Here is a 22,746-nt window from a genome sequence, read left to right as displayed (position 1 = left end):
CTCCAGCACAAGTGACTCAGATGAGTATTGCTGCACAAAGAAGGCACTTCAATGGCCAAAAGAGCACTAAGTATGTGCACAATTGCAGATATGAACGCGAATCCCGATGACCTGCTGGTCCTGCTTGCGGTGTCACGCTCGGCAAAATTTACGACGGCGGCACAGGCTTTGGGCCTGAACCACACCACGGTCTCGCGCAGGGTAGCCGCGTTGGAAAAGGCGCTCGGCGGCAGGGTCCTGTCCCGGGCCGCCGGAGGCTGGGAATTGACGGAGCTTGGCGAACAGGCGGTGCGGGCGGCGGAACAGGTGGAGGCGGTGCTGGGCACGCTGGGACCGACGGGCCAGGCACCCGACGCGATTGCCGGCGTCGTACGAATGACCGCGACGGATGGCTTCAGCGCCTATATTGCCGCCCCGGCCGTGGCACGGCTGCGCCGGGACCACCCCGGCCTCAGCGTGGAAGTGGTCACCATGACCCGCCGGGCCCTGCAACAGCGGTCGGGGCTGGACATCGAGGTGGTGGTGGGCGTACCCCAGGTGCACCGGGCCGAGGCCATCCGGCTGGGCGACTACCGGCTGGGCATGTACGCCTCCCGCACCTACCTCGAGGAGCATGGGATGCCGGCCACCGTGGCCGAACTCAACCAGCACCCACTGGTGTACTTCGTGGACTCGATGCTGCAGGTGGACGACCTCGACGCACCTCGCCGGCTGGTCCCGGCCATGCGCGACGGCCTTACCTCCACCAATGTGTTCGTCCATGTGGAAGCCACCCGGGCCGGCGCCGGCGTGGGATTCCTGCCGTGCTTCATGGCAGACCTCCACGATGACCTGGTCCGGCTGCTGCCCGACAAGATCGGCGAACTGCTCCCCTACTGGATGGTCCTGCGCCCGGACTCGCTGCGCCGTCCTGCCGTGGCTGCCGTCGTACAGGCGCTCCAGGACCGGATGGCGGAGCACCGCGAAGCGCTCCTGGGGAAGCAGGAATCCTCATCGACTGCTGGGTAACTGCCGTTTTGGACGCTGAAATTAAAAAGGGCCCACGCCGGCAGGGTTACCTGGCCGAACTTGTGAGGTCAGGGGGCCGGTGGGGATTAATCGGTGGGGGCGGGACGGGGTCGTGGCGGACCGGCGTGCCGGCGGCGAACGCCCGCACCTGGGCGTCGTCCCAAAGGTGCGCGGGGACGGCACCGCCCAGGAGCCGGCGGCGCAGCTGGGGGTCGTCGCCGAAGGGCACGTCGCTGCCGGCCATCACCATGTTCCCGTAGCGCCTGCCCTTCAGCATGGCGGGGTCGGCGATGATCACCGTGTGCTTGAACGCGGCCGCGATGGTGGCGGCATCCTCCCGTGCGTTCCTGAGGTCCGGGGCATCGCCGGAGTTGGCCACGTACAGGCCGCCCGGCGCCAGGACCCGCTTGGCGTGGGCAGTGAACTCCGCCGTGGTCAGCGGGCGCGGGGTATGGGCGCCAGCAAAGACGTCCCGGATGATGAAGTCACGGGTCTGGGCGGTGAGGGTTTCGGTCACGGCGCGGGCCTCCCCCACGCGGATCCGCAGCAAAGGCGCCTTGGGAAGGTCGAACCACCCGCGCACGTACTCCGCCAGCTTCCCGTCCAGTTCCACCACCACCTGCCGGGCGTCCGGGTAGGCAGCGGAGAAGTAGCGCGCCATGGAGCAGGCGCCACCGCCCAGATGCAGCCCACGGAGTTTGTGGCCGCCCCCGGCAGGGGAACCGGCAGCGGACGACGGCGGCCACCGCGACTCGATGAGCGCCGCCATCCACCGCATGTACTCGAAGTCCAGGAACAGCGGATCAGCCAGGTCGATGTGCGAGCTCATGACGCCGTTGATCTTCAGGAGCCAACCGGTGGAATTGTCCTGGTCCGCCACCAGCTCGCAGTCACCGGTATCGATGTAATAGACACCCTCCACCGGACCAGTGGGGGCAGCACCCTTGGGCACCTCCACCACTCCCGGTGCGGGCCGGCCCCGGCCGCCTGACTTTCCGCGTTTGCCCATTACCCTTGCCCCGCTTCAGTCATGCCTCAACCCTAGTTGACCGGGCTGGCTGCCCCCTTGCCGTCCCGGATCCGGTTCACCACGGCCGTGGTGGACCGCTCTGCCACATAGTCCAGGATGGCCACCCGGCCGCCATACTCCTCCACGGCCGGTGTCTCTTCCAGCATTTCGGGGGTGTAGTCCCCGCCCTTGGCGTACACCTCAGGCCGGAGCCTGCGGATCAGCGGCGTGGCCGTAGGGGTGTCGAACACCGTCACGTAGTCCACGCAGCTGAGGGCCGCCACCACCGCTGCCCGGTCCACCTCGTTGTTGATGGGCCGGCCGGCACCCTTGAGCCGGCGCACGGAGTCGTCGCTGTTCAGGGCCACCACCAGGACGTCACCCAGCTGTTTGGCCTGGTTCAGGTAGCGGGTGTGACCGCTGTGCAGCACGTCGAAGCAGCCGTTGGTCAACACGATCCGCTGGCCCTGGGCCCGGTGCAGCTCCATCTGCCGCTCCAGCTCATCCGCGCTTAGCGCCGTGTCCGCGAAAGCCTCCAGATACCGGCTGAGCTGGGCGGTGCTGCACACGGAGGTGCCGGGCTGGTGCACCACCACGTCGGCAGCCGATTGGGCGAGGTCCAGGCTGGCGGTCAGCGGCAGCCCGGCTGCGCGGGCCAAGGTCAGGGCCGCCACAAAGGTATCGCCCGCCCCGGATGCCTGTTTCTCGGCTGCCGGCCGTGCCCACGTGCGGTGCCGCACGCCGTCGGACGTCAACAGCACGGTGCCGTCCCGGTCCAGCGTGACCACCACGGCGCGCGCGCCGGTTCCCTGGAGCAACGTTGCAGCCTCGGCACCCACCGCGTCCACCCGTTCCTGGCCTTCCGGCAGTTTCCGGTCCAGCAGCTGCGCGGCCTCCTGCGCATTCGGGGTCACCAGGTCGGGCTGCAGGGCGGCCCACGGGCGGGGGTCATGCGCGTCAACCACCACGAGCGGACGGTCGGTTCCGGCAGTGCCGCTGCCAAGGACCTCGGCAAGAGCTGTGCGGACGGGGTCCGCCACCACGCCGGTTCCGTAGTCGCACACCAGGACAGCATCCCGGCGTTCGACGGCGGCACCCACCGACGCGGTGAGCGCGGCGAGGGCGTCGGCAGGGACAGTTTTGGCCGAGTCGTCGAGGCGCAGCATCACCTGGCCCCCGCTGCTGATCCGGATCTTGGTGGTGGTAACCATGTCCGGGTGCGTGTGCAGGTGCTGGACATCGATGCCTGCGGCGGCAAGCTGCCCGCGCAGGTCCTCACCGGCGTCGTCGGCGCCGATGATCCCGGCCACCGACACCTTCGCGCCCAAGGCAGCCAAGTTCATGGCGGTGTTGGCCGCCCCGCCCGGAACCGATTCACGGGTCTGGATGTCCACCACCGGCGCCGGGGCTTCCCGGCACAGCCGTTCAATGTTGCCGCTCCACCAGCCGTCCAGCATGACGTCACCGATTACCAGGATCGAAGGCTGCTCCGCGGCCAGCCGGCCGGGCAGCCAGTCGGACAGTGCCCGCTGGGTGGAGAGATCGGCATGTTCCGGGGACGCACTCATGGCAGGTCCTGTTCCTCGGGGACGGAACCGGCTCCGGAACCTGCCGGTGCCGGCGGAGCTTCGATGTGCACCACCTTGACCTGGGTGAACTCGTCCAGCAGCTCGGGCCCGTAGCCGAACCCGGCACCGCTCTCTCCGCGTGGCTGGGCAGCACCTCCGGGTGCGCCGCCAAACACTGCGTTGACCTTCACGGTTCCCACGGGCAGCGCGGCCACTGCCTGCTGGATGTGTGCGATGTTGCCGCTCAGGACGGTGGCGGCCAGGCCGTACCTGCCGCTGCAGGCCAGGCGCAGGCCGTCGTCGAACGTGTCCACCACCTGCACCGGCGCCACCGGACCGAACGTCTCTTCGGCCATGACCTGCATATCATCGGTGCAGTCCAGCAGGACCGTAGCGGGGTAAAAGGAACCGGGCCCGTCCGGCACGCTGCCGCCCTCGACGGCGCGCGCGCCCTGCGCCAGGGCGTCGGCAACGTGGGCGTGGACGGCGTCCCGCATCCGCAGGTCCACAAGCGGTGCCACGGTGCCATTGTTGTTCCGGAGCGCCGCCTCTGCCTCCAGGGCGTTGCAGAACTCCTTGGCGATATCGCGGTGGACATAGATCCGTTCCACCGAAGTACAGATCTGCCCGCTGTTGGCGAACGCACCGATCGCGGCCTGCTCCGCCGCCCAGGCCGGGTCGACGTCACGGTCCACCAGCAACGGGTCATTGCCGCCGTTTTCCCTGATGACATGGGCGCCCGTGAGGGCTCCTGCCTGGGCTATCCGGGCACCGGATGCGCTGGATCCAACATGGGCAATGACGTCCACCTCCGCCTGGGACAGGGCGGCACCTACTCCGGCCGCGCCGGAAATGGTCAGGAAGACACCGGAGGGGAAGGCCGGGGCCAGGACCTCGCCCAGCGCCTCGCCCAGGCGCGGGCAGCGCTCACTGGGTTTGTGGATCACCGCGTTGCCTGTGACCAGCGCGGCGCCGATGAGTCCGCAGGCTACGGCTACGGGGTCGTTCCACGGGGTCAGCAGGACTGCCACCCCGCGCGGTTCAGCGATGGTGTAGTCGGTGGCTGACCGGCTGCCGCGGAGGCTGTGGCCGCGCTGGACCGGGCCCAGTTCGGCATACTGCTCCAGGGTGGAGACACCGGCGGCGATGCCTGCCAATGCCTCGGCTTCCGGCCGTCCGGTTTCGCTGGCGTTCAAGCCCGCGAGTTCCTGTGCAGCTGCTTCGAGCGCCTTGGCGGCGGCACGGAGGGCTGCACCGCGTTCGGCGGGAGCTGTTGCTGCCCAGCCGGGGGCAGCCCTGCGGGCCACGCTCACGGCATCGTTCACTGCGTCCGGTTCCGCTTCGGGAACTGTCCAAAGCACCTCCCCGGTTCGCGGGTCCTGGATGGTGACGCCGGCGCCCTGGGCTGTTTCATTGCCTGCGGTTGTTTCGATGGCTGTGGTGGGCATGGTGTTCCTCCCGCCTTTCGGTGCTGGATGAGTTGCTGCTGGTGGTCCTGCTGTGGCCGCACCAGGTGGTGTGGCCGGAGCCGGTGGTGTAGCCGGTTCCGGTTTAGGGCCAGGAACCTTCTTCCTCGTGGCAGATCAGCATTTCGCGGACTTCGCAGCCCGTGGGCTGGTTGAGGGCGAACAGAATGGCCTGGGCCGTGTTGGCGGGGTCGTTGAGCCGGGAGTCATCCTGCGGCTTGTACTGCTCCGTCCGGTCATCGAAGAAGCGCGTCTTCATGCCGCCGGGGATCATGGTGGTCACGCCGATTTCGCCGCCGGTTTCCGCGGCCAGCGCGTGGCTGAAGCCCACAACGCCGAACTTGGAGGCGCAGTAGGCGGTGGCATCGGCCACGGCGCGCTTGCCCAGGGTGGAGGCCACGGTGACTACCCGGCCGTGGGTTTCCTTGAGGTAGGGCAGGGCCGCGCGCACGGTGGAAACGGTGCCCATCAGGTTGACCCCGATGACCTTCTCCCACTCGGTGGCTTCGACGTCGGCCAGCTTGCCGCAGCGGTCGATCCCGGCCGCGGTGACCACGGCGTCCAGGCCGCCCAGGGTTTCCGCGGCTTCGCGGACGGCGTGCTCCACGGCGGCGCGGTCGGCCACGTCCACTTCGAACGCCTTCACGCCGGAGACGCTGCTGATGTCGCGGTCCAGGACCACGGGGGTGCCGCCTGAGCGGAGGACGGCTTCGACGACGGCGGCGCCCAGTCCGGAGGCACCTCCCGTCACCAGGACGCGGCCGGGCGTGGTGGAGGCAGTTGCAGTAGGTTCTGCAGTCATGGTGTTCCTTTCAATGGGGAAAACAAGTTTGAAGGGGTAAGCAGGATCAGCTGACCTTGGCGAGTGCGTCCGCCAGGCCTGTGGTGGAGCGGGCGGGGTGGAAGGGGACGGTGAGGCAGCGTCCGCCCCAGCTTTCCACCAGGTCCGATTCGGGGAGGCGGGCGCCCTTGTAGTCGCCGCCCTTGACCCAGATATCGGGGCGGAGCCGGTCCAGGACGGCCTCGGGGGTGTCCTCGTCGAAGACCATCACCGCGTCCACGCATTCCATGGCCAGGAGCAGTTCCGCCCTGTCGTGCTGGCCGATGATGGGCCGCTCGGGGCCTTTGAGCCGCCGCACGGAATCATCGGAGTTCAGGCATACGATCAGGCAGTCGCCCAGTTCCCGGGCTGCCGTGAGGGACCGGATGTGGCCTGCGTGGATCAGGTCGAAGCAGCCGCCGGTGGCCACCACCTTTCCACCGCTTTCGCGCACCGAGCGGGCCAGCAGCAGCGGCTCCGTGGTCCGCCGGGCCGGCGCGGGGCGCGGACCCGCGGCGTCATTGGTTTCACTTGTCTCCGGCAGTGCCGCCACCCCGCCGGCAGCCAGGAAATCCGCGGCGTCATGGACAGCCAGGGCCGCTGCCTCCGGCAGGTCGCGGCCGGCCAGGAGGTGCACCGCAAGGCTGGCGGCCAGGCGGTCGCCGGCGCCGCAGGGATCGCCCGCTTCCACCCGCGGCGCGGGAACGGTGCGGGAAGTGGCCTCCCCCTGCTGCAGCAGGACGGCCCCCTCCTCGCCCTTCGTCACCAGGACGGCCTGGCTGCGCCAACGCTCCAGCAGGACCTCCGCAACGGCGGCCGCAGGGTCATCCCGGTCGGTAAGGTTGCCGGCTCCGGACTGCACTGCCTTGGTGGCTTCGGAAATGTTCGGCGTCACGACGGCGACGCCCGGCACCGGTTCGGGCCCGGAGGGGTGCGGATCCCAGATGATGGGCACCTCGCCGGCAAGCCGTGCGAGCACGTCCCGCAGCTGTTGGTTGGCCGCCAGTCCCCTGCCGTAGTCGGCAACGATGACCACGCCGGCTTTCTCCACTGCACGGAGCATGGCGGGGCTGACGTCGGGGACCGGTGTCTTTTCGCAGCCCTGGTCGAAACGGACCACCGCATGGGACCCCGCCCGCACGCGGGTCTTGACCGGCGAGGGGTAGCCGCTCGCCCCCGCCACGAGCCGCACCCCGGCGAGGTGCGCACGGAGCTGGTTGCCGGCGTCGTCATCCCCCAGGACTGTCACCAAGGTGACAGGCCAGCCGTCCTGCGCGAGCATGCGCGCCACCAGGCCCGCACCTCCCGCACGGCGGCGGACGCCCGAAACGTCCACCACGGGAACCGGCGCGTCAGGGCTGAGCCGGGTTGCTTCACCGGAAAGGTCGACGTCGAGCATCACGTCGCCCACCACAACGATCCTCATCGCGGGCCTCCTTTTGCCGGCCCGGCGGCCAGGGACGGAGTGTGCCGGGCAACCTCAAGGTCGAAGGCACGGCAGACGGCGTGCAGCGCGATCAGGTGCCCTTCCTGGGCATTGGCGTTCAAGGCGTCAACCATGACCGCCTCGTCGCAGGCCTCGGACAAGGGGTTGGGTCCGGAGCCGGTAAGCGCCCAGGTGGTCACGTTGAGGCGGGAGGCAGCTCTCGCAGCCCGCAGCAGGTTGGGGCTCTTGCCGCTGGTGGACAGCAGCATCAGCACGTCGCCCGAACGGCCGTGCGCCCGCACCTGCCGGGCAAAGACGTCGTCGTACCCGTAGTCGTTGGCGATCGCGGTGACGGCGGACGACTCGGCATGCAGGGAAATTGCGGAGAAGGGCACCCGCTCGGAGTCGAACCGCCCCACCAATTCGGCGGTCAGGTGCTGCGCCTCCGCGGCCGAGCCGCCGTTTCCTGCCGCCAGGAGCCGATGCCCGCGAAGCAGGCGCTGGGCCAGCTCCACACCCCAGGCGGCAAGCCGGCCGGACTGGCTGCGCAGCGATTCGAGTGCCGGAAGCACGTTGTCCAGGTGGGTGCGGACGGCGTCCGCACTGGCGGGGTCCACGAACGTGGCTCCCGGGAGCACCGCAGGCAGCGCCGGCGGCACCATCAGTGTGCGGAGGTCTGCTTCGCGCAGGCTTGATTCACGCAGGGATGATTCGGCAGTCACAGTGCGGCTCCTTCCATCGGTACGATCCCGGCCGGAGCGCCCGCCTGGGCGCTTTTCTGGACGCCGGCCACGGCCAACTGGTAGGCCTTTTCGGTTTCCGCTGCCACCCGGTCCCAGGAGTAGCGGGTGCGGGCCCGGCGCTCGCCGGCCTGGCCGAGCTTGGCCCTGAGGTCGGGGTTTTCCAGAAGCAGCGACAGGGCCGACGCAATGGCTTCAGGGTCCTTGGGCGGCACATGCAGGCCCGTGGCATGGTCCACCACCGTGTCCCGGAGACCGCCCACCGCGGCTGCCACCACGGGCACACCGCAGGCCATGGCCTCCAGCGGGACGATGCCGAAGGGCTCGTACCAGGGTGCGCACACGACGGCGTCGGCGCTGCGGAAGATGCCGGGCATTTCAGCCCGGGACACCTGGCCCTGCAGGGTTACCTGCTCCGATACGCCAAGCTGGGCCGCAAGGTCCATGAGGCGGCGGATTTCCGGGTCGGCGTGCATCCCGTTCGAGTCGCCGCCGCCCACGATCAGGAGTTCGACGTCCTCGAATCCGGCCGCCTTGAGGTACGGGAGCGAACGGATGACCAGGTCCACGCCCTTGCGGGGCACCAGCCGCCCTACGGACAGGATCCGGTAGCGGCGCTTCCGCGCGGCGGCCGGACCCTCCGGTGAGAAGAAGCCAAGATCCACACCGCAGGGCGCGATGGAGATCTTGCCGGTGGCGATGCCCATGGCCTTGAGCTCGAAAACCTCGTCCGAACAGGTGGCGATAATCCGGTCCGCAGAGCGGCCCACCCCTGGTTCCAGCCAGCGGCGCGCCTCGGGGCTGGTGTCCTCGGCACCCTGGTGCCTGCGCTTGACGGTTCCCAGCGCGTGGAAGGTCTGCAGCATTGGCACCCGGTAATTGGTGTCCGGCCGGCGGGCCGCGTCGAGGGCGGCAAGGCCGGACATCCAGAAGTGCCCGTGCACCACGTCCGGCGGCCGCTGGCCCCAGTCGGCGGCCACACCGTCAGCGAGTTCGCCCATGTAGGGCAGCAACTCGTCCTTGGGCACGTGCCGGGCAGGGCCGGCGTCGACGTGGACCACCTCGAGGCGCCGTCCCACCCGCACCCTCCCGGGGAGCTCCGTTCCGTCCCTTCGCGTATAGACGGTGACGTGGTGGCCCCGCTTGGCAAGGGCTTCCGACAGCGCGGCAACGTGCACGTTCTGTCCGCCGGCATCCACCCCTCCAAGTGCCGCCAGCGGACTGGCGTGCTCGGAAATCATGGCGATCTTCATGGGGTCTTCCTCTCCCGCGCCGGAACGAGGATCCGCTCGCCCGGACGTCCGTTGTCGGAGTGCCGGGGCCGGGTCCGCAGGTCCGCCAGGAGCTCATCCCAGCGGTCCTGGAACTTGCCCAGGCCGTAACGCTCCAGCGCCGCCTCACGGGCGGCAAGTCCCCGCCGTCGGGCTTCATCCGGATTGGCAACCAGCCGCGCTGCGCAGCGGAGCAGTTCGTCGACGTCCGCGGAAACAATGCCGGCTTCCTGCGGCACCGCCCGGGGGGCCTCCGTGGCCGCCAGCACCACCACCGGCATGCCCAGATGCATGGCTTCCAGGAGGGACAGGCCCAGCGAGGTCCAGCGCATCGGATGGACGTAGACCCGGCAGCGGGCCAGTTCCCGGTGCAGCTCAACGGTTTTCAGGTCGCCCCGGGCTGTCAGCAGTGAAGGTTCGATTCCGGTGGCTTCGGCCAGGCCGTCCGTCTTCATGCCGAACACCTGCAGCGGTGCCACAGAGGCAAAGGCGGGCAACAGGTCCGTACCAGTAACGCGGCCGCGGCGGACGGGTTCGTTGATCACGACGCCCAGTTCGGGCAGCTCGCCGGTGTAGAGCTGCCCCGGGTCGGGGATGCCGTGCTCGATCACGGTGGTGGGAGCGGAGCCGTTGTCCCAGGCCAACCGGTTGAAATGGGTCACGTGGACAACGGGGATGCTGTTTTGGCCAGCGAGCGGATGGCTGATGTTCGGGAAGTTGCCCTTGGGGGTGTTGTGTTCGACGAACACGGCCGGAAGGTCGACGCCGGGCATGCGCCCCAGCGTGCGGACCACTTCGTCGATCTCTTCGGGCCGTTGAAGGACGACGGCGTCCACGGCGTCGGCGTCGAGCGTCGCCAGATCCACCTCCCGCGCGGAGTCCGGCCAGTCCCTCCCGGCGCGGCCCAGTCCCCAGGTCCCACCTTCGGGCAGGACGGGGAGCAGGTACTCATGACGGCCGCGGACAAACGCGTCCGTCCAGGAACCGTGAACATGCCAGAGCAGGATTCTCATCTGTTGCGGGCCTTTCTACGGGTACTCACATGGGTGCTGAAGGAGCTCACCCCGCTGATCAGGCGCTCCACCGCGGCCACCACTTCTTCCGGCGGGACCGAGTCGAGGCAGGGGTGGCCGGGGACGGGGCAAACCCGGGCGCGGGACATGCGGCAGGGGGCGTTCTGGTCCCCGAGGAGTTCCAGGGGCACGCCGTAGGGCGCCCAGCGGATGGCCGGGACCACGGGGGAAAACAGGCATGCCACGGGGGTTCCCACCGCAGCTGCCAGGTGGGCAGGCCCGGTGTTGCCGCTGACCACGGCATCGGCGCCGGCCATCACGCCAGCCATAGTGGAAAGATCGGTGCGTCCGCCCAGGTCCAGGGCCGAGGGGCCGGCCACCGTGGCGGTCAATGACTTTTCCGCCGGGCCGCCGGTCACCACCACGCGGTACCCAGCGCCCTGGAGGAGTTCGACGGCGGCTGCATGGTGCAGCGGGGGCCACGCCCTTGCGGGGACGGCCGCTCCGGGGTGGACCACAACGTAGGGCTCGTCGCCTACCAGGTCGGTTACGTCGGGGACGGAGTCGACGTGCAGCTTCCCGTCGTCCCCGGCTGGCAGCCGGAAACCGGCGGCCTCGGCAATGCCCAGCGCCCGTTCCGCCTCGGGTTGGTCTTCCGGAAAGTCCTCACCGGGCTTGAGGCGTACGTCCAGCAGTGAACCTGCGTAGTCAGTTGAGGCCCCCGTGATGCGCTCCACTCCGGCCAGCCGAAGCAACAGCGCCAGCGGCAACGGTGACTGGTGGAAGGACGTAAGGATGACGGCTTCGGTGATCCGGGAATTGCGGACATATTCGATCAGCCGGTCGGCATGCGGGCCGGTCATCCTGGGCGCCGGGTTCATGATCCAGGGGCTGTCCCAGCTGTAGACATCTGCGGCCCCAGGGAGCATCGCGGCCGCAGCTTCACCCTGCCGGCCGCACAGCATCACCACGTGGTTGGTGCTGCCGCCGTACTGTGCCCGCCCGTTTGCCACTGCCCGGACAGCGGGACCGGCCAGCAGGACGTCGCCCATGCTGTCCAGCCGGGCCACCAGGACGCGCCCCATCAGGCGGTCCCCTGCAGCAGTCCGACGGCGGAGGCAAGATCCGGTGCGACCAGCCGCGCAGCGGCTACCTCTTCGACGCGTGTCACGGGGGTGGGCACCAGTACTCCGGTGGCCCCTGCCGCTTCCGCGGCACCCACGTCGGCACCGATGTCCCCGATCAGGGCGGCTTCGGGTTCTGTGATACCAAGTTTGCGGCAGGCGCTGTGCACCATCCCGGGAGCAGGTTTGCGGCAGTCGCAGCCATCCTGTTCGGCATGCGGACAGACCTCCCACACGTCGAACGGTCCCAGCAGTTCTTCCACGCGTGCATTGACCTTTGCCACGTCCTCGGCCGTAATCAGCCCGCGGGCAATGCCCGACTGGTTGCTGATCACGCCGGTGGCAATGCCGTCCGCCCGCAGGCTGTCCAGCACAGCCTTGGCGCCGGCCATGGGCCGTACTTTGCCGGGGTCCCCGTTGTAGGGCACATCGACCACCAGGGTCCCGTCCCGGTCGAACAGGACAGCCCGGAGCTTGGAGGTTTCAGAGCTTCCCATAAACAACCTGTTCCCTCCTGCTCCTGCTCCTAAACAGCGCCGCAGGCTTTTTCGGCTGTAGAGGCTTGTTCTGATACCCGTTTGAACAGGCAAGATAGGGATTGGGGCGCTGCAGTTGCTCCTTTCAGGGCTCTTCCAGCCTTTCCGCCCAGGCCCGCACCGGCGCCTTCGAAACGGCGTACCGCCGTCGTAACAAGCTGCTCTGTCCCCAGAAAGTGCACTGTCCTCAGAAACCCACTGTCGCCGGAAATTCCGCCATGGCCACACTCCCGAGGGCGTGCTGGGGGGACTGCTGCCACCTGATCCCCTGCTACCGGGTCCGCGTGCCGCCGAGGCGGCGGCCGCCAGTGCGGGCAATGCCCTGGTGCCCTGCGTTCCGGGCCTGGCGGAACGGCGCAACCGGACTGCCCATACCGCCGGCTTGCCCGGCGTGGGTTGAGGTTCCATTGCCGGCCATGTCCTCAGGCCGGGAGAACTGGGCGCTTGTCTCCAAGCGCCGCTGCAGTTCCACCAGCACCTTCGCCAGGCGTCGGGATACCTGCATCTGGGACATCCCCAACCGCTTCCCCAGCTGCACCTGCGTTTCCTCGCAGAAGTAGCGCCGGTACAAAAGCTCGCGGTCCGAGTCGTCCAGGTCCTGCATGGCGTCCCGCAGGCATGCCAGTTCCTCAAGCCGCTCGAGTGGCGTGTCCGGGCATGCCAGCACTTCTCCGATGGAGGGTGCGTCGGAGTTCGGGTTCACCGCGTCCAGGGAATCCGGATGCATGCTGCTCGACGCCGAAATCGCTTCCTGCACTTCCGCGGGATCAGTCCCCAGCTCGCCGGCCAGTTCCGCAACGCTGGGGTTCCGGCCCAACGACTGGGTCAGCTCGGGCTCCGCCCGGAACAGCCGGGTCCTCAGGTCCTGGATATGGCGCGGCGGGCGAACAACCCACGTCCGGTCCCGGAGGTACCTCTTGAGTTCCCCCGTGATGGTGGGAGCGGCATAGGCGGGGAAACTTTCGCCCTTGGCCTGGTCAAAGCCGCGGGCCGCTTTCACCAGGCCCAGGTAGGCCACCTGGTTCAGGTCTGCGCGTTCCCTCCCGCGGGCTTCAAACCGCGCAGCGAGGGCTTCGGCGAGGTCCAGGTAGCGCAGGACCAGGTCGTTTTCGAATGTCTCCCGCAGCCGCCCTGAAGTGGCGGGAGGACTTTGTTGTTGTGCCGGTTCCGGCTGTTGGCGATGGACAGGCGCAGCATCCATGGCAAGTGCGGCAAAGGATTCGGGCATGAGTGTTGGTTTCCCTCGGTCTGGTTCCGAAAGCCTGCGGCAAGACTTAGAAGCAGCAAATCATAAGGTTGCTTATAAAACAATCCTTCTCCGCTGTAGGCTCGGAATATAAGCGGCGACCGGACCAACCCGCCAAGGAGTTTTGCCATGCGCATCGCCATCACCGGAGCAAGCGGAAACGCCGGAACAGCACTGCTGCGCAACCTGCAGGGCCAACTCGCCCGGAAGCCCGGCAGCCTGCAGCTTGTGGGCATCAGCCGCAGGCTCCCCGACACCTCACTGGCGCCCTACGCCGGCGTGGAGTGGCACACCCTGGACGTGGGCCTGGAGCAGGACGGGCAGAAGCTGGAAAAGGCCCTCGCGGGCGTTGACGCAGTGGTCCACCTGGCGTGGCAAATCCAGCCGAACCACAACCTGGACCTCCTGCACCGGACCAATGTCACCGGCACGAAGAACGCGCTGGAAGCTGCCGGCAGGGCAGGCGTGAAGCAGGTTGTCTGCGCGTCCTCCGTGGGCGCCTACAGCAAGTCAAGCAAGGAGCCGCGCAGGGACGAGTCCTGGCCGGCAACCGGAATGGCAGGCTCCCACTACAGCCGGCACAAAGCCGAGCAGGAAAAACTGCTGGATGAATTCGCCGCCGCACATCCGGACGTTTCGGTGGCCCGGCTCCGGCCGGGCCTCATTTTCCAGGGCCGGGCGGGAAGTGAGATCGGCAGGTACTTCCTTGGGCACATTTTTCCGCGGCTCGTCCCGCGGAAACCTTGGCTCCCGCTGCTGCCGGCCCCGGACAACCTGGTTTTCCAGGCAGTTCATGCGGACGACGTCGCAGAGGCTTACTGGCGGGCCGTGGACCAGCGGGCCAGTGGCGCCTTCAACATCGCCGCAGAGCCCGTCCTGAATCCCCAGGAACTGGCCCGCATCCTCGGGGCGAAGAGAATATTGCCCATCCCCATGCGGCTGCTCCACGCGGTGGTGGACCTGACGTGGCGGGCAAGGATCCAGCCCACCGATTCAGGCTGGGTGGAGATGGCCGCCGGCGCACCCATCATGGACACCAGCCGGGCCCGGCGCATCCTGGGGTGGGAACCGCAGGTGTCCTCCATCGACGCCGTCAAGGAACTCCTCCAGGGCATGGGAACGGGGGAAGGGGCAGCCCCTTCCCCCGTCCTGAAGCCGCGCAAGCCTTAGCTACGCCGCAGCGACTATCCCGCGGTTGATTCCACCACCGGGACAGCCGGACTAGATGCGCGGATTTTCCTCTCCCCGTACATCCCGCCCGGCGGAAGTGTTCCCGGGGCCAGGCTGACGCCTCAGCCCGGATTCATCCTCAGGAATTTCCGCATTGGCACCTGCAGCTGTCGCTTCCCGGTGTGCGCCGCGGCCAGGCTCGACGTCGGACTGTCCGATGTTCGATTGTCCAGCGTTCGTCTGGCCGGCATCTGGATTTCCAGTGTTCGGATGCGCGGTGCCGTCAGGTGTATTGTCCACGTACCGCCTGTCGCTGCCGGCAGGAGTATCGTGGCGCCGGCTGCGGTCCACTCCGGCGTCGGGGTCGATCTCGTCCGCCTTGCGGGTATGGCTGGCAACATCTCCGCGCAGGGACTGCGCCTCGTGGCTGCGCTGTTCAGCTTCTTTTTGGAGGCGCGCCGCGTCAACCTTGGCCTGTTCGGCGTCCGCACGGGCCCGAATGGCCTTGGCCTCCCGTTCGCGGGCATCAATTTCCATATTCTCGGCTTCGCGCCGGATCTCGGCAGCCTTTTCCCGGTGCTCCTGGTCCCGCTTCTCCTGCATTGCTTTCCGGCGCCTTCCTCCGGCCAGAAGCAGCACCACGATGAGCACCACCACAACAACGGCAACTATCACCCATACCCATGGAGCTGTGTCCATTTTTCCCACCACTTTCCACTTCGCTGTGACCGGGCAGGCCATGGCCATTCCGGCTGACATTTTTGGAACGGTTATAACTCGCTTAGCAAGGGTACTTACCTTTTATTAGTAATCATGCTTATCATTTTACGGCCAGTATTGCTGGTTCTTGATTCAACAACCGGCCTTCTTGGAAAGAGAGCGAAGATGACAGAGAACCAATGGTCCGAGGATCCCGCTTACACGGCCCCTCCGGCCAGCACAGGAATTCCTGGCGAGCGGGAGCCCGCCACCTTCCCGTCCACCGCCACTCCCCTCACCGGCGAGAGCCAGACCGGCTACGCCCAGGCCAGTGACGCCCAGGCCGGGGACGCCGCTGGTTCATCCCGAAAGGATGCAGCCAAGGAAGAAGCAGCCGACGTAGCCCGGACCGCCAAAGGATCGGCGCAGAACGTGGCGGAGACGGCCAAGAGCGAGGCCGCGAACGTGGCGCAGGAGGCGAAGTCCAATGCGCAGGATTTGCTGCACCAGGCCAAGTCGGGGCTGACCAGCCAGGCCGGCACACAGAAGCAGAAAGCGGCCGAAGGCATCCGCAACATTTCCAGCCAGCTGCACAGCATGGCCAGCGCCCCGGACCAGCAGGGCATGGCCAGCGACTTGGTCCGGCAGGCAGCTGAACGCACCTCCTCAATAGCGTCCTGGCTGGAGAACCGCGAGCCCGGTGACCTCCTGAACGAGGTCCAGCGCTTCGCCCGCAACCGCCCCGGCACCTTCCTGCTCCTCGCAGCAGGCGCCGGCGTCCTGGCCGGACGCCTCACCCGCGGCCTCACCGCAGGCGCGCCGGAGGCCTCCCCCTCGTCTGCCGGCACCAGTGCCGGAGGCCTGTCCGGACAGTACTCCGGCAGCACGTACGGGGACCAGTACAGCCAGTCCTACCCCGTTGCCGGTGGAACCGTCCCTCCCCCGCCCGTGCAACTCCCCGCCCCGGCCACCACCACGGCAGGCTACGACGGCGGCGCACCGGGCAGCGGCTACTCCGAGTCCGCCGGTCCGGCCAGTGGGCTCGACAGCCCGCAACTGGTGGAGGAACCCTGGTCCGGCAACCAGCTGTCCGACGACCCGCTGCGGGACCGAGCGCTTGCTGACGATCCCATGGCGAACGATCCCCTCACCCAGGACCGCACCCGGGGTGGCCAGACGGGTGGTCTGTGATGAGTAGCCAGATTCCTGAGCCGCCGCCCAGCGCGGCGCATGTGAAAGCGGACAACGCGTCCCTGGGCGATCTGCTCGGTGATGTGACCCGGGACCTGTCCACCCTGATGCGCCAGGAAGTGGAGCTGGCCAAGGCCGAACTCAAGCAATCCACCTCCCGGGCCGGCAAGGGCGCAGGCATGCTCGCCGGCGCCGGCGTAGGCGGACACTTCGTCCTGCTCTTCCTCTCCCTTGCCCTGATGTGGGCCCTGGGCGCCGTCATGGCCCTGGGCTGGGCCGCGTTGATCGTCGCCGTGATCTGGGCGATCATCGCCGCAGTCCTGGCCTCGATCGGCCGCAAGGAACTCAAGCAGATCAAGGGCCTGCCCCAAACAGGCGAAACCCTCTCAGAAATTCCCCCAACCCTAAAACCAGGTGAGGTAAACCGATGAGCGAAAACCCTGACGTCATCCGAGCAGACATCGAAGCGACCCGGGCACGCCTGGGCACCAACGTCGACGCCGTAGCCGACAAAGTCACCCCGTCCAACATCGTGCACCGCCAAACCGACAAAGTCCGCGATGCCGTCACCGGGGTGAAGGAGAAAATCATGGGAGCAGCAGACACCGCCACCACCAAGGTCCACGACACAACCTCCGCCGGCGCCGGACACACCAGCAACGCCATGAGCTCGGCCGGGGACAGCCTGCACCAGGCCACCGACACCGTCTCGGCCAAACTCTCCGACGCCGGCCACACCGTCAGCGCCGCCCCGGACCAGGTCAAAGCCAAAACCGCCGGCAACCCCCTGGCCGCCGGACTCATCGCCTTCGGCGCCGGGCTGCTGGTCTCCTCCCTGATCCCGCCAAGCCAGAAAGAACGCGAAGCCGCGGACCAACTCAAAACCGCAGCCCAGCCCCTGGCAACCCAGGTCACCGACGCCGCCAAAACCGTCGCCCAGGACCTGAAGGAACCCGCCCAGGAAGCCATGGAAAACGTCAAGGCCACCGCCACCGACGCCGCACAAAACGTCAAAACCGAAGGCCAACAAGCCGCCACCGACGTCAAAGACCGCGCCACAGACGCCAAAGACAACGTCCAAAACACCTAGCCCGCCTGGCTAGGCACCGCAAAGGCAATAGCCCTGTCCAACAGGCCGGCACCGTTTCCCGGGGTCGGCCTGTTGGCTTCGCCCCCTGATTGAGAGGACGCCCCATGGCCACTCACGACGATTCCGAGACCAGTACCGCGAAGGCGGCCCAGGCTCCGGCACCCGACGACGCAAGGAAGCCCGACAGCCCCAGGGATCTCTACAAGCCGTCCTGGAAGTACATCGCTAAGAAGACCTTGCGCGAGTTCAGCAAGGACCAGTGCCCGGACCTGGCTGCGGGTTTGACGTACTACGCGGTCCTTTCCCTGTTTCCCGCCCTGCTGGCGCTGGTCTCCCTCCTTGGCCTTTTTGGTGATCCCCAGAAGACCACCAATGCCCTGCTTGAGATCGTGCGCGGCTTCGCCCCGGCAGAGACGGTCAGCACGATCAGCGGCCCCATTACTGAACTGACAAGCGCGCCGGCGGCCGGGTTCACCCTGGTGATCGGCATTGTCACCGCCCTTTGGTCCGCTTCAGGCTACGTGGGTGGTTTTGGCCGGGCCATGAACCGGATCTACGAGGTGGATGAGGGCCGGCCGTTCGTTAAGCTTCGGGGCACGATGCTTGCCGTCACCCTCCTCGCCGTGGTCATCGTGGCGCTTCTGGCCGGCATGCTGGTCCTCAGCGGCCCGGTTTCCGAGGCAGTGGGCGGACTGATCGGACTCAGCGGCGCCTTCCTCGCCGTCTGGAACATCGCCAAGTGGCCGGTGATGGTCATCCTGATCATTGCCATCATTGCGGTCCTCTACTACGCCACCCCCAACGTCAAGCAGCCCAAGTTCCGCTGGATGAGCATGGGCTCGGCCATCGCCCTGGTGATCTTCCTGGTCGCCTCGCTGGCTTTCGGCTTCTACGTTGGCAACTTTGGAAACTACAACAAGACCTATGGAGCCCTGGGCAGCGTGATCATCATGCTCCTGTGGCTCTGGATCCTGAACATGTCGCTGCTGTTCGGCGCAGAGTTTGACGCCGAGGTGGAGCGGGGACGCGAACTCCAGGCCGGCATCAAGGCGGAGGAGACCATCCAGCTGCCGCCACGCGACACCAAGAAGAGCGAAAAGCTGCAGCAGCAGATCGAGGATGACATCAAGCACGGCCGTGACCTGCGGGAGAAGTACGCCGCCGAGAACGGCCAGCAGGGCCAGAACGGTTCCGATGGGGACCAGGACGGACAGTCCGATGTCGACGGGCAGAACGGCCAACGGCCCGGGGAGAGCCACCGCGACAGGATCCGCGAGAAGGTGCAGCACCGTGCCGGCAACACAGGGTCCGACGGCGGCCCAAGGGGCGGAAGCGCCTAGGAGGACAGGTGTACGCCCCGGCTAAAGGGGCCAACAGAGGGACTAGGCAGGACCTTCAGGATGGAGGAAAATTCATCTTGAAGGTCCTGTTCAGTTTTCCGGGTTGCACCGAACCCGGGGCGAAGCGGGGTCGGCGGTGAGATGGCCTCTCCTGAGACCGAGGCCAGTCCCCCCAGTCGCCGTCGGCCCCCTCAAACTCCCATGGCTTGAGGCCGCACTGGACAGGTTCGACTGGACAAATCGCAGCGAGCTGCAATACTTTCTTGAATACCTCGCCGGGATCCTCTGGATACCGGCAGGTCCGCTGAAGCAGACGGCGGCATCTCGGTCAACCCTTAAATGAGCGGACATGCCTGCTACCCATTTTGAACAGTTTCTTGCCGAAGCAGTTATCCCCGATAAGGAGCCCGGCCTGGGCCTGGGACGCGACGAGCTATACGGCCTTTATACCAGTTGGTGCCTCCTGCAGAAGGTTGAACTCCATGAGCCGGCCGCCCTTTGGGAGGCCATGCACGAAGCCGGTATCAACCCCGACAGCAACAACCTTTCCATGACCGGGCCAGCCGCGGCTGACTACATCGTTTCCAGCGCTCCCGATTTGGTCTAAACCGGGGATGACGATTCAGTCGTGAGATTGACTTTTTGACCGCAAAAGGGCTGTTGCCTAAAGGCAACAGCCCTTTTGCGTGCCCCGATCCGGGCTTCCTGTGGCAAGGGCTACGATCGGGCCAACGACAAAAGATAGGCGGCAAAACCCTTGGGCGCCCGTCCGGAGATCCGTCCAGACGTAAGAATGCGCGTCGTATCTGTAGCAGTAATGCCGGCGCCGCTGGCACGGAGCCGGTTCACCAAGCCGCGGTCTTCATCGAATGCGACACCGGGGAACCCGCCCGCGGCGAGGTAGGACGAGGCGCGAACCCCGAGGTTGGCCCCATACACGTGCGGATGGTCCTCCCCATGGTCATGCCGTGCACGCCACCGGGCAATGAGTTCGTGGGGCATACCGTGCGGGTCCGGGTGCACAGTGCCAAGGACAGCGTCGCTTCCGGCTGCGGCCAGTTCCAGCTGCCGGACCAGCCAGTGCCCGGGCACCGACGAATCGGCGTCGGTGTTCGCCACCCAAACCCGCTGCATCGGATCACCCGCAGCCGCCTGGCCGTCGTGGGAACGGGCACGCAGTCTCTTCAGCGCTGCATTGACGCCGGCCTGCCGGCTCTTTCCGACACTGCCAAAGCTGACGGGCAGGATCCGGAATCGGGTGTCGGCTTTCGCCATTGCCGCGGCTATGGAAGGTGACCGGTCTGTGCAGCTGTCCAGGACAATCATCACCTGCACCTCAACACCTGGACGTTGGGACCCAAGCAGGTCTGCGGCGCAGTCCACGGCGGCAAGCGCGGGCCGGAGGTGTTGCTCCTCGTTGTGCACCGGAATTACCACTGCCACCTGCTGGATGCTGCGTGGATTGAAGCCTACGGAAGCCGCTTCATCCCCCACCGGGGGCGACAACGTCATGCCGGTGCCTTCTGTCCGGGGGCAATCAATACTTCCAGCACAAAGTCGCGTTCCTGGTAGAGCCCTGCCGTTCGCCAGCCCAACCTCTGCCGGGCCAGCGAATGGACTGTGTCGCCGTCGAGTTCCCAGCCGCTGATCGGGTGCCGCCAATGGCACAGGAGCAGGGTTGCCCCCGGTTTCAGGGACGCCTCCACCCGGTCCCACAGTGCGGCGAGCTCCCCAGGCGCCAGGTAGTAGCCCACTTCGGAAACCACCACCAGGTCGTAGTTACCCTTCGGCCAGTCGCCCGGAAGGATGCGCTGTTCCACACGGACACCGGGGCTGCCCTCCAGCAACTGCCCGGCTTGCCGCACCGCGGACCCACTGGCGTCCACGGCCAGCAGGTTGCGGCACCGGGCGGCCAGCTCGGCCGTAAGGGTTCCGATGGAACACCCCACTTCCAGGCCGTTTTCGTAGGAAGTATCGGGAAGTGCGGCAAGGGTGAGTGCCCGTTTGCGGCGCTCGTACCAGCTTCGGGTGTAGTTCCACGGATCTGTGGAGCCGTCGTGGACCCTGTCAAAGACCACCTCGGCATCACTGCTGGAGTGCACCTGTTCCGAGGTATTTACCGCGGGTGTCCAGGCAAACACCTCGAAGCTGCGCGAGAAGTGCTCCAGGAATTCTTTGCTGAGCAGTGTTTCGTCCCCGCGCAGCGGTGATAGCGGCCGCACCTGTGTTGTGTGCTCAGCCATGGCCCGCCCTTTGGCTTGGCGAGCGGATTCGGCCAGGTGGTAACGGGCCCAGCCCCGCCACTCCTGGTCCTGGGTGGTCGCCCAATGCCAGAACCAGATGGGATATTCCAGCAGCGCGTGCCCATCCTCCCGGGCTACCTCCGCGGCCACCGCGCCTACCGCGTCATGGTCCCCGTGCCCGTCTGCCCGGTACGGCGCAACGAGGACCAACGGTTGGGCTGCACCGCGCAGCCGCCGCGCAGAGTCGCGGACAGCGCGGGCGATCGTTTCTGACTGCCCGGCAAGCCCGCGGTCCGGCAGGTCGAGGAACGTCCAGTGATCCTTCAACCCGAGGACTGTGAGGGCTTGTGAAAACTCAGCCAGCCGGACCTGCGCCAGCTGTTCAGGAGTGGTGGTGGGTGAATCCGGGTGTGACCCCTCCCCCGCGGTGCAGAGCAGGACTTCCACCTTGGCCCCCAATGCCACCATCGAGGCCATGAACCCTCCGGCGCCGAGTGTCTCGTCGTCGGGATGTGCCGCGAGCACGATAAAGCGCATGGCCGCCAACTCGGTGGGATCGAGCGGCAGCTCGGGCGTTGCGGACAGGCCGCTGGCAGCCCAGGCGGCCTCGCTGGTTCCTGCGTCTGTGTGCGAAAAGGTCACCACGGGCAGTCTCCTTTGAGCGTGAGCCGCCCCAGCTGGGCGTCATCGCGTGCGCCATGATGCTGGCGTACGTAGAGTGCCAGGTCCGCCATTCTCTTGGCATACGGTTCGTCGAAGGCGAGCGGGCCTGGACCCCGGTTGGAGCCGACCAGGGTGAGGACACGTTCGACGGCGGCGGCTACAGTTCCACGGACCCGCTGGGCCTCGCTCCACGTGCTTTGGTTTGCCCCGCCACCGAGGGTCCCGTCATCCAAGCGGGCGGCAGTCCAGGCAAGATACTGCAGCGCGGCAGTAAGGGTGCGGTCAACCTCCCCAAGTGCGGCGAGGGCCACCTGGTCAGGTTCCCGGCCCGTGCCGGAACCCGCCTGCAGGCTGTCACGGTAGTCCCGCGCCACTCCTACTGCGCCGCCCAACCAACAGGCTGCGACTCCCATCCCGCCCCACGCGAAGCCCGGGCGACTGTGGTACCAGCCGCTTCCACCTAAAGGCAATGCCGGGACCTGCTCGAAGCGGACACTTCCGCTGGGTATCTCCCGCAACCCGCGCGCAATCCACTGCGGTTGCTCGCACGCTACCCCGGGGTGGCGAAGGCTGACGGCAAAAGCCGCCCGGCCGCCGTCGTCCGTGTGGGCTGTGACGACGGCGCAGTCCAGGTGCGCTGCAAGTGAACACCAGGGCTTGGACCCGGTGAGGACCGCACCGGTGCCGGCGGGGAGCGCCTCAAGCTTGGCGCCGGGGGCTTCCGCGGCGAACACACCCCAGGCTTCGTCTTGGGAACCCTCCTGCCCGGGCCCAAAATCAGGGTACGGCTGTCCGGCCTGGGCGAGAATCGCTGTTGCATCGAGGTGCGGCTCGAACACGCGCGCGGCGGCCACATCAATGGCAGCCACCGAGGCCAGGAGTTCCCACAGCACCGCGGTCCGCCCTCCCCCGGGTTGCGGCCAAGTCCGGCCGGCCTGAACAGCCAGCGACAGCAGGCCAGGGATGTCACCTACGGCAGCAGCGACGGAATCGAGGGTCGAAATCCAGGGGGACAGATCGGCGGTGGTGGAGCTAAGGAGCACAGGGGTAGGTGCCGCGCGCAAGAATTTCCTCCATTAATGATGGCCGGCAGGGCGCCGGTCTCATCTCCACAGCTTACTTA

At 67.3% G+C, this 22,746-nt stretch carries 22 protein-coding genes; 7 read left to right on the top strand and 15 right to left on the bottom strand.

The genetic code is table 11. From position 1 onward, the window contains the following. Nucleotides 1–90: 90 nt before the first annotated feature. Nucleotides 91–1,008 carry a LysR family transcriptional regulator gene (locus LFT49_RS02905; RefSeq protein WP_236821143.1) on the top strand — a complete coding sequence of 306 codons (918 nt, stop codon included), beginning with the start codon at nucleotides 91–93 and terminating at the stop codon, nucleotides 1,006–1,008. Between the two features lie 46 nt (nucleotides 1,009–1,054). Here the strand turns inward: LFT49_RS02905 and LFT49_RS02900 are convergent, their stop codons facing one another. The 11 genes from LFT49_RS02900 to LFT49_RS02850 form a co-directional block, all read right to left on the bottom strand. Continuing rightward, on the bottom strand, nucleotides 1,055–2,017 hold the full coding sequence (locus LFT49_RS02900; protein ID WP_236821142.1) for a spermidine synthase: 963 nt from the start codon (nucleotides 2,015–2,017) through the stop codon (nucleotides 1,055–1,057). 32 nt (nucleotides 2,018–2,049) lie between these two features. Then, complete coding sequence (gene rfaE2 / locus LFT49_RS02895) at nucleotides 2,050–3,585, bottom strand: D-glycero-beta-D-manno-heptose 1-phosphate adenylyltransferase (RefSeq protein WP_236821141.1); 1,536 nt, start codon at nucleotides 3,583–3,585, stop codon at nucleotides 2,050–2,052. Continuing rightward, a complete protein-coding gene (locus LFT49_RS02890; RefSeq protein ID WP_236821140.1) occupies nucleotides 3,582–5,033 on the bottom strand; it encodes an aldehyde dehydrogenase family protein in 1,452 nt (483 codons plus the stop codon). The genes rfaE2 and LFT49_RS02890 overlap by 4 nt, the downstream gene beginning before the upstream one ends. Before the next feature lie 103 nt (nucleotides 5,034–5,136). Further along, nucleotides 5,137–5,853, bottom strand: coding sequence for an SDR family oxidoreductase (locus LFT49_RS02885; protein WP_142131363.1), 717 nt, complete (start codon nucleotides 5,851–5,853; stop codon nucleotides 5,137–5,139). 46 nt (nucleotides 5,854–5,899) lie between these two features. Continuing rightward, on the bottom strand, nucleotides 5,900–7,297 hold the full coding sequence (locus tag LFT49_RS02880; RefSeq protein WP_237429701.1) for a PfkB family carbohydrate kinase: 1,398 nt from the start codon (nucleotides 7,295–7,297) through the stop codon (nucleotides 5,900–5,902). Beyond that, on the bottom strand, nucleotides 7,294–7,959 hold the full coding sequence (locus LFT49_RS02875; protein WP_237430459.1) for a D-sedoheptulose-7-phosphate isomerase: 666 nt from the start codon (nucleotides 7,957–7,959) through the stop codon (nucleotides 7,294–7,296). The genes LFT49_RS02880 and LFT49_RS02875 overlap by 4 nt, the downstream gene beginning before the upstream one ends. A 56-nt stretch (nucleotides 7,960–8,015) precedes the next feature. Continuing rightward, nucleotides 8,016–9,290, bottom strand: coding sequence for a glycosyltransferase (locus tag LFT49_RS02870; RefSeq protein ID WP_236821137.1), 1,275 nt, complete (start codon nucleotides 9,288–9,290; stop codon nucleotides 8,016–8,018). After that, nucleotides 9,287–10,321, bottom strand: a complete 1,035-nt coding sequence (locus LFT49_RS02865; protein WP_237429700.1) for a glycosyltransferase — start codon at nucleotides 10,319–10,321, stop codon at nucleotides 9,287–9,289. Before LFT49_RS02865 ends, LFT49_RS02870 begins: the two co-directional genes overlap by 4 nt. Further along, entirely contained in the window at nucleotides 10,318–11,406 is a 1,089-nt protein-coding gene (locus LFT49_RS02860; protein WP_237429699.1) for a glycosyltransferase family 9 protein, read from the bottom strand. Before LFT49_RS02860 ends, LFT49_RS02865 begins: the two co-directional genes overlap by 4 nt. After that, nucleotides 11,406–11,942 (bottom strand): D-glycero-alpha-D-manno-heptose-1,7-bisphosphate 7-phosphatase, encoded by a 537-nt coding sequence (locus LFT49_RS02855; RefSeq protein WP_237429698.1) that lies wholly within the window; start codon nucleotides 11,940–11,942, stop codon nucleotides 11,406–11,408. Before LFT49_RS02855 ends, LFT49_RS02860 begins: the two co-directional genes overlap by 1 nt. A 310-nt stretch (nucleotides 11,943–12,252) precedes the next feature. Further along, nucleotides 12,253–13,209 carry a sigma-70 family RNA polymerase sigma factor gene (locus LFT49_RS02850; protein ID WP_237429697.1) on the bottom strand — a complete coding sequence of 319 codons (957 nt, stop codon included), beginning with the start codon at nucleotides 13,207–13,209 and terminating at the stop codon, nucleotides 12,253–12,255. A gap of 147 nt (nucleotides 13,210–13,356) precedes the next feature. Between LFT49_RS02850 and LFT49_RS02845 the strand changes: the two genes are divergently transcribed. Next, nucleotides 13,357–14,397 (top strand): NAD-dependent epimerase/dehydratase family protein, encoded by a 1,041-nt coding sequence (locus LFT49_RS02845; RefSeq protein WP_237429696.1) that lies wholly within the window; start codon nucleotides 13,357–13,359, stop codon nucleotides 14,395–14,397. Nucleotides 14,398–14,448: 51 nt separating this feature from the next. Here LFT49_RS02845 and LFT49_RS02840 read toward each other — a convergent pair whose 3' ends face one another. Then, entirely contained in the window at nucleotides 14,449–15,156 is a 708-nt protein-coding gene (locus LFT49_RS02840; RefSeq protein ID WP_237429695.1) for a hypothetical protein, read from the bottom strand. 126 nt (nucleotides 15,157–15,282) lie between these two features. Between LFT49_RS02840 and LFT49_RS02835 the strand changes: the two genes are divergently transcribed. From LFT49_RS02835 to LFT49_RS02815, 5 genes are all read left to right on the top strand, one after another. Beyond that, a complete protein-coding gene (locus LFT49_RS02835) occupies nucleotides 15,283–16,287 on the top strand; it encodes a hypothetical protein (protein ID WP_237429694.1) in 1,005 nt (334 codons plus the stop codon). Further along, nucleotides 16,287–16,718, top strand: a complete 432-nt coding sequence (locus LFT49_RS02830) for a phage holin family protein (RefSeq protein WP_236800420.1) — start codon at nucleotides 16,287–16,289, stop codon at nucleotides 16,716–16,718. Before LFT49_RS02835 ends, LFT49_RS02830 begins: the two co-directional genes overlap by 1 nt. Next, entirely contained in the window at nucleotides 16,715–17,377 is a 663-nt protein-coding gene (locus tag LFT49_RS02825) for a DUF3618 domain-containing protein (protein WP_236800806.1), read from the top strand. The genes LFT49_RS02830 and LFT49_RS02825 overlap by 4 nt, the downstream gene beginning before the upstream one ends. A 104-nt stretch (nucleotides 17,378–17,481) precedes the next feature. Further along, nucleotides 17,482–18,717 carry a YihY/virulence factor BrkB family protein gene (locus LFT49_RS02820; RefSeq protein ID WP_237429693.1) on the top strand — a complete coding sequence of 412 codons (1,236 nt, stop codon included), beginning with the start codon at nucleotides 17,482–17,484 and terminating at the stop codon, nucleotides 18,715–18,717. A 349-nt stretch (nucleotides 18,718–19,066) separates the two neighbouring features. Next, nucleotides 19,067–19,324, top strand: a complete 258-nt coding sequence (locus LFT49_RS02815; RefSeq protein ID WP_236800804.1) for a hypothetical protein — start codon at nucleotides 19,067–19,069, stop codon at nucleotides 19,322–19,324. A gap of 110 nt (nucleotides 19,325–19,434) precedes the next feature. On the opposite strand, the gene LFT49_RS02810 is transcribed toward LFT49_RS02815, so the two are convergent. From LFT49_RS02810 to LFT49_RS02800, 3 genes are read right to left on the bottom strand one after another with little or no spacing between them, the layout of a single operon-like run. Beyond that, entirely contained in the window at nucleotides 19,435–20,229 is a 795-nt protein-coding gene (locus LFT49_RS02810; protein WP_237429692.1) for a glycosyltransferase, read from the bottom strand. Then, nucleotides 20,226–21,605, bottom strand: a complete 1,380-nt coding sequence (locus tag LFT49_RS02805; RefSeq protein WP_237429691.1) for a bifunctional PIG-L family deacetylase/class I SAM-dependent methyltransferase — start codon at nucleotides 21,603–21,605, stop codon at nucleotides 20,226–20,228. The genes LFT49_RS02810 and LFT49_RS02805 overlap by 4 nt, the downstream gene beginning before the upstream one ends. Next, the gene (locus LFT49_RS02800; RefSeq protein WP_442863726.1) at nucleotides 21,599–22,687 is read right to left on the bottom strand and encodes a hypothetical protein; all 1,089 of its coding nucleotides are present in this window, start codon (nucleotides 22,685–22,687) and stop codon (nucleotides 21,599–21,601) included. The genes LFT49_RS02805 and LFT49_RS02800 overlap by 7 nt, the downstream gene beginning before the upstream one ends. Nucleotides 22,688–22,746 lie beyond the last annotated feature (59 nt).

The organism is Arthrobacter sp. FW306-06-A (assembly GCF_021870055.1).
Taxonomy (GTDB): domain Bacteria; phylum Actinomycetota; class Actinomycetes; order Actinomycetales; family Micrococcaceae; genus Arthrobacter.
This window is presented reverse-complemented; position numbering and strand designations above follow the sequence as displayed.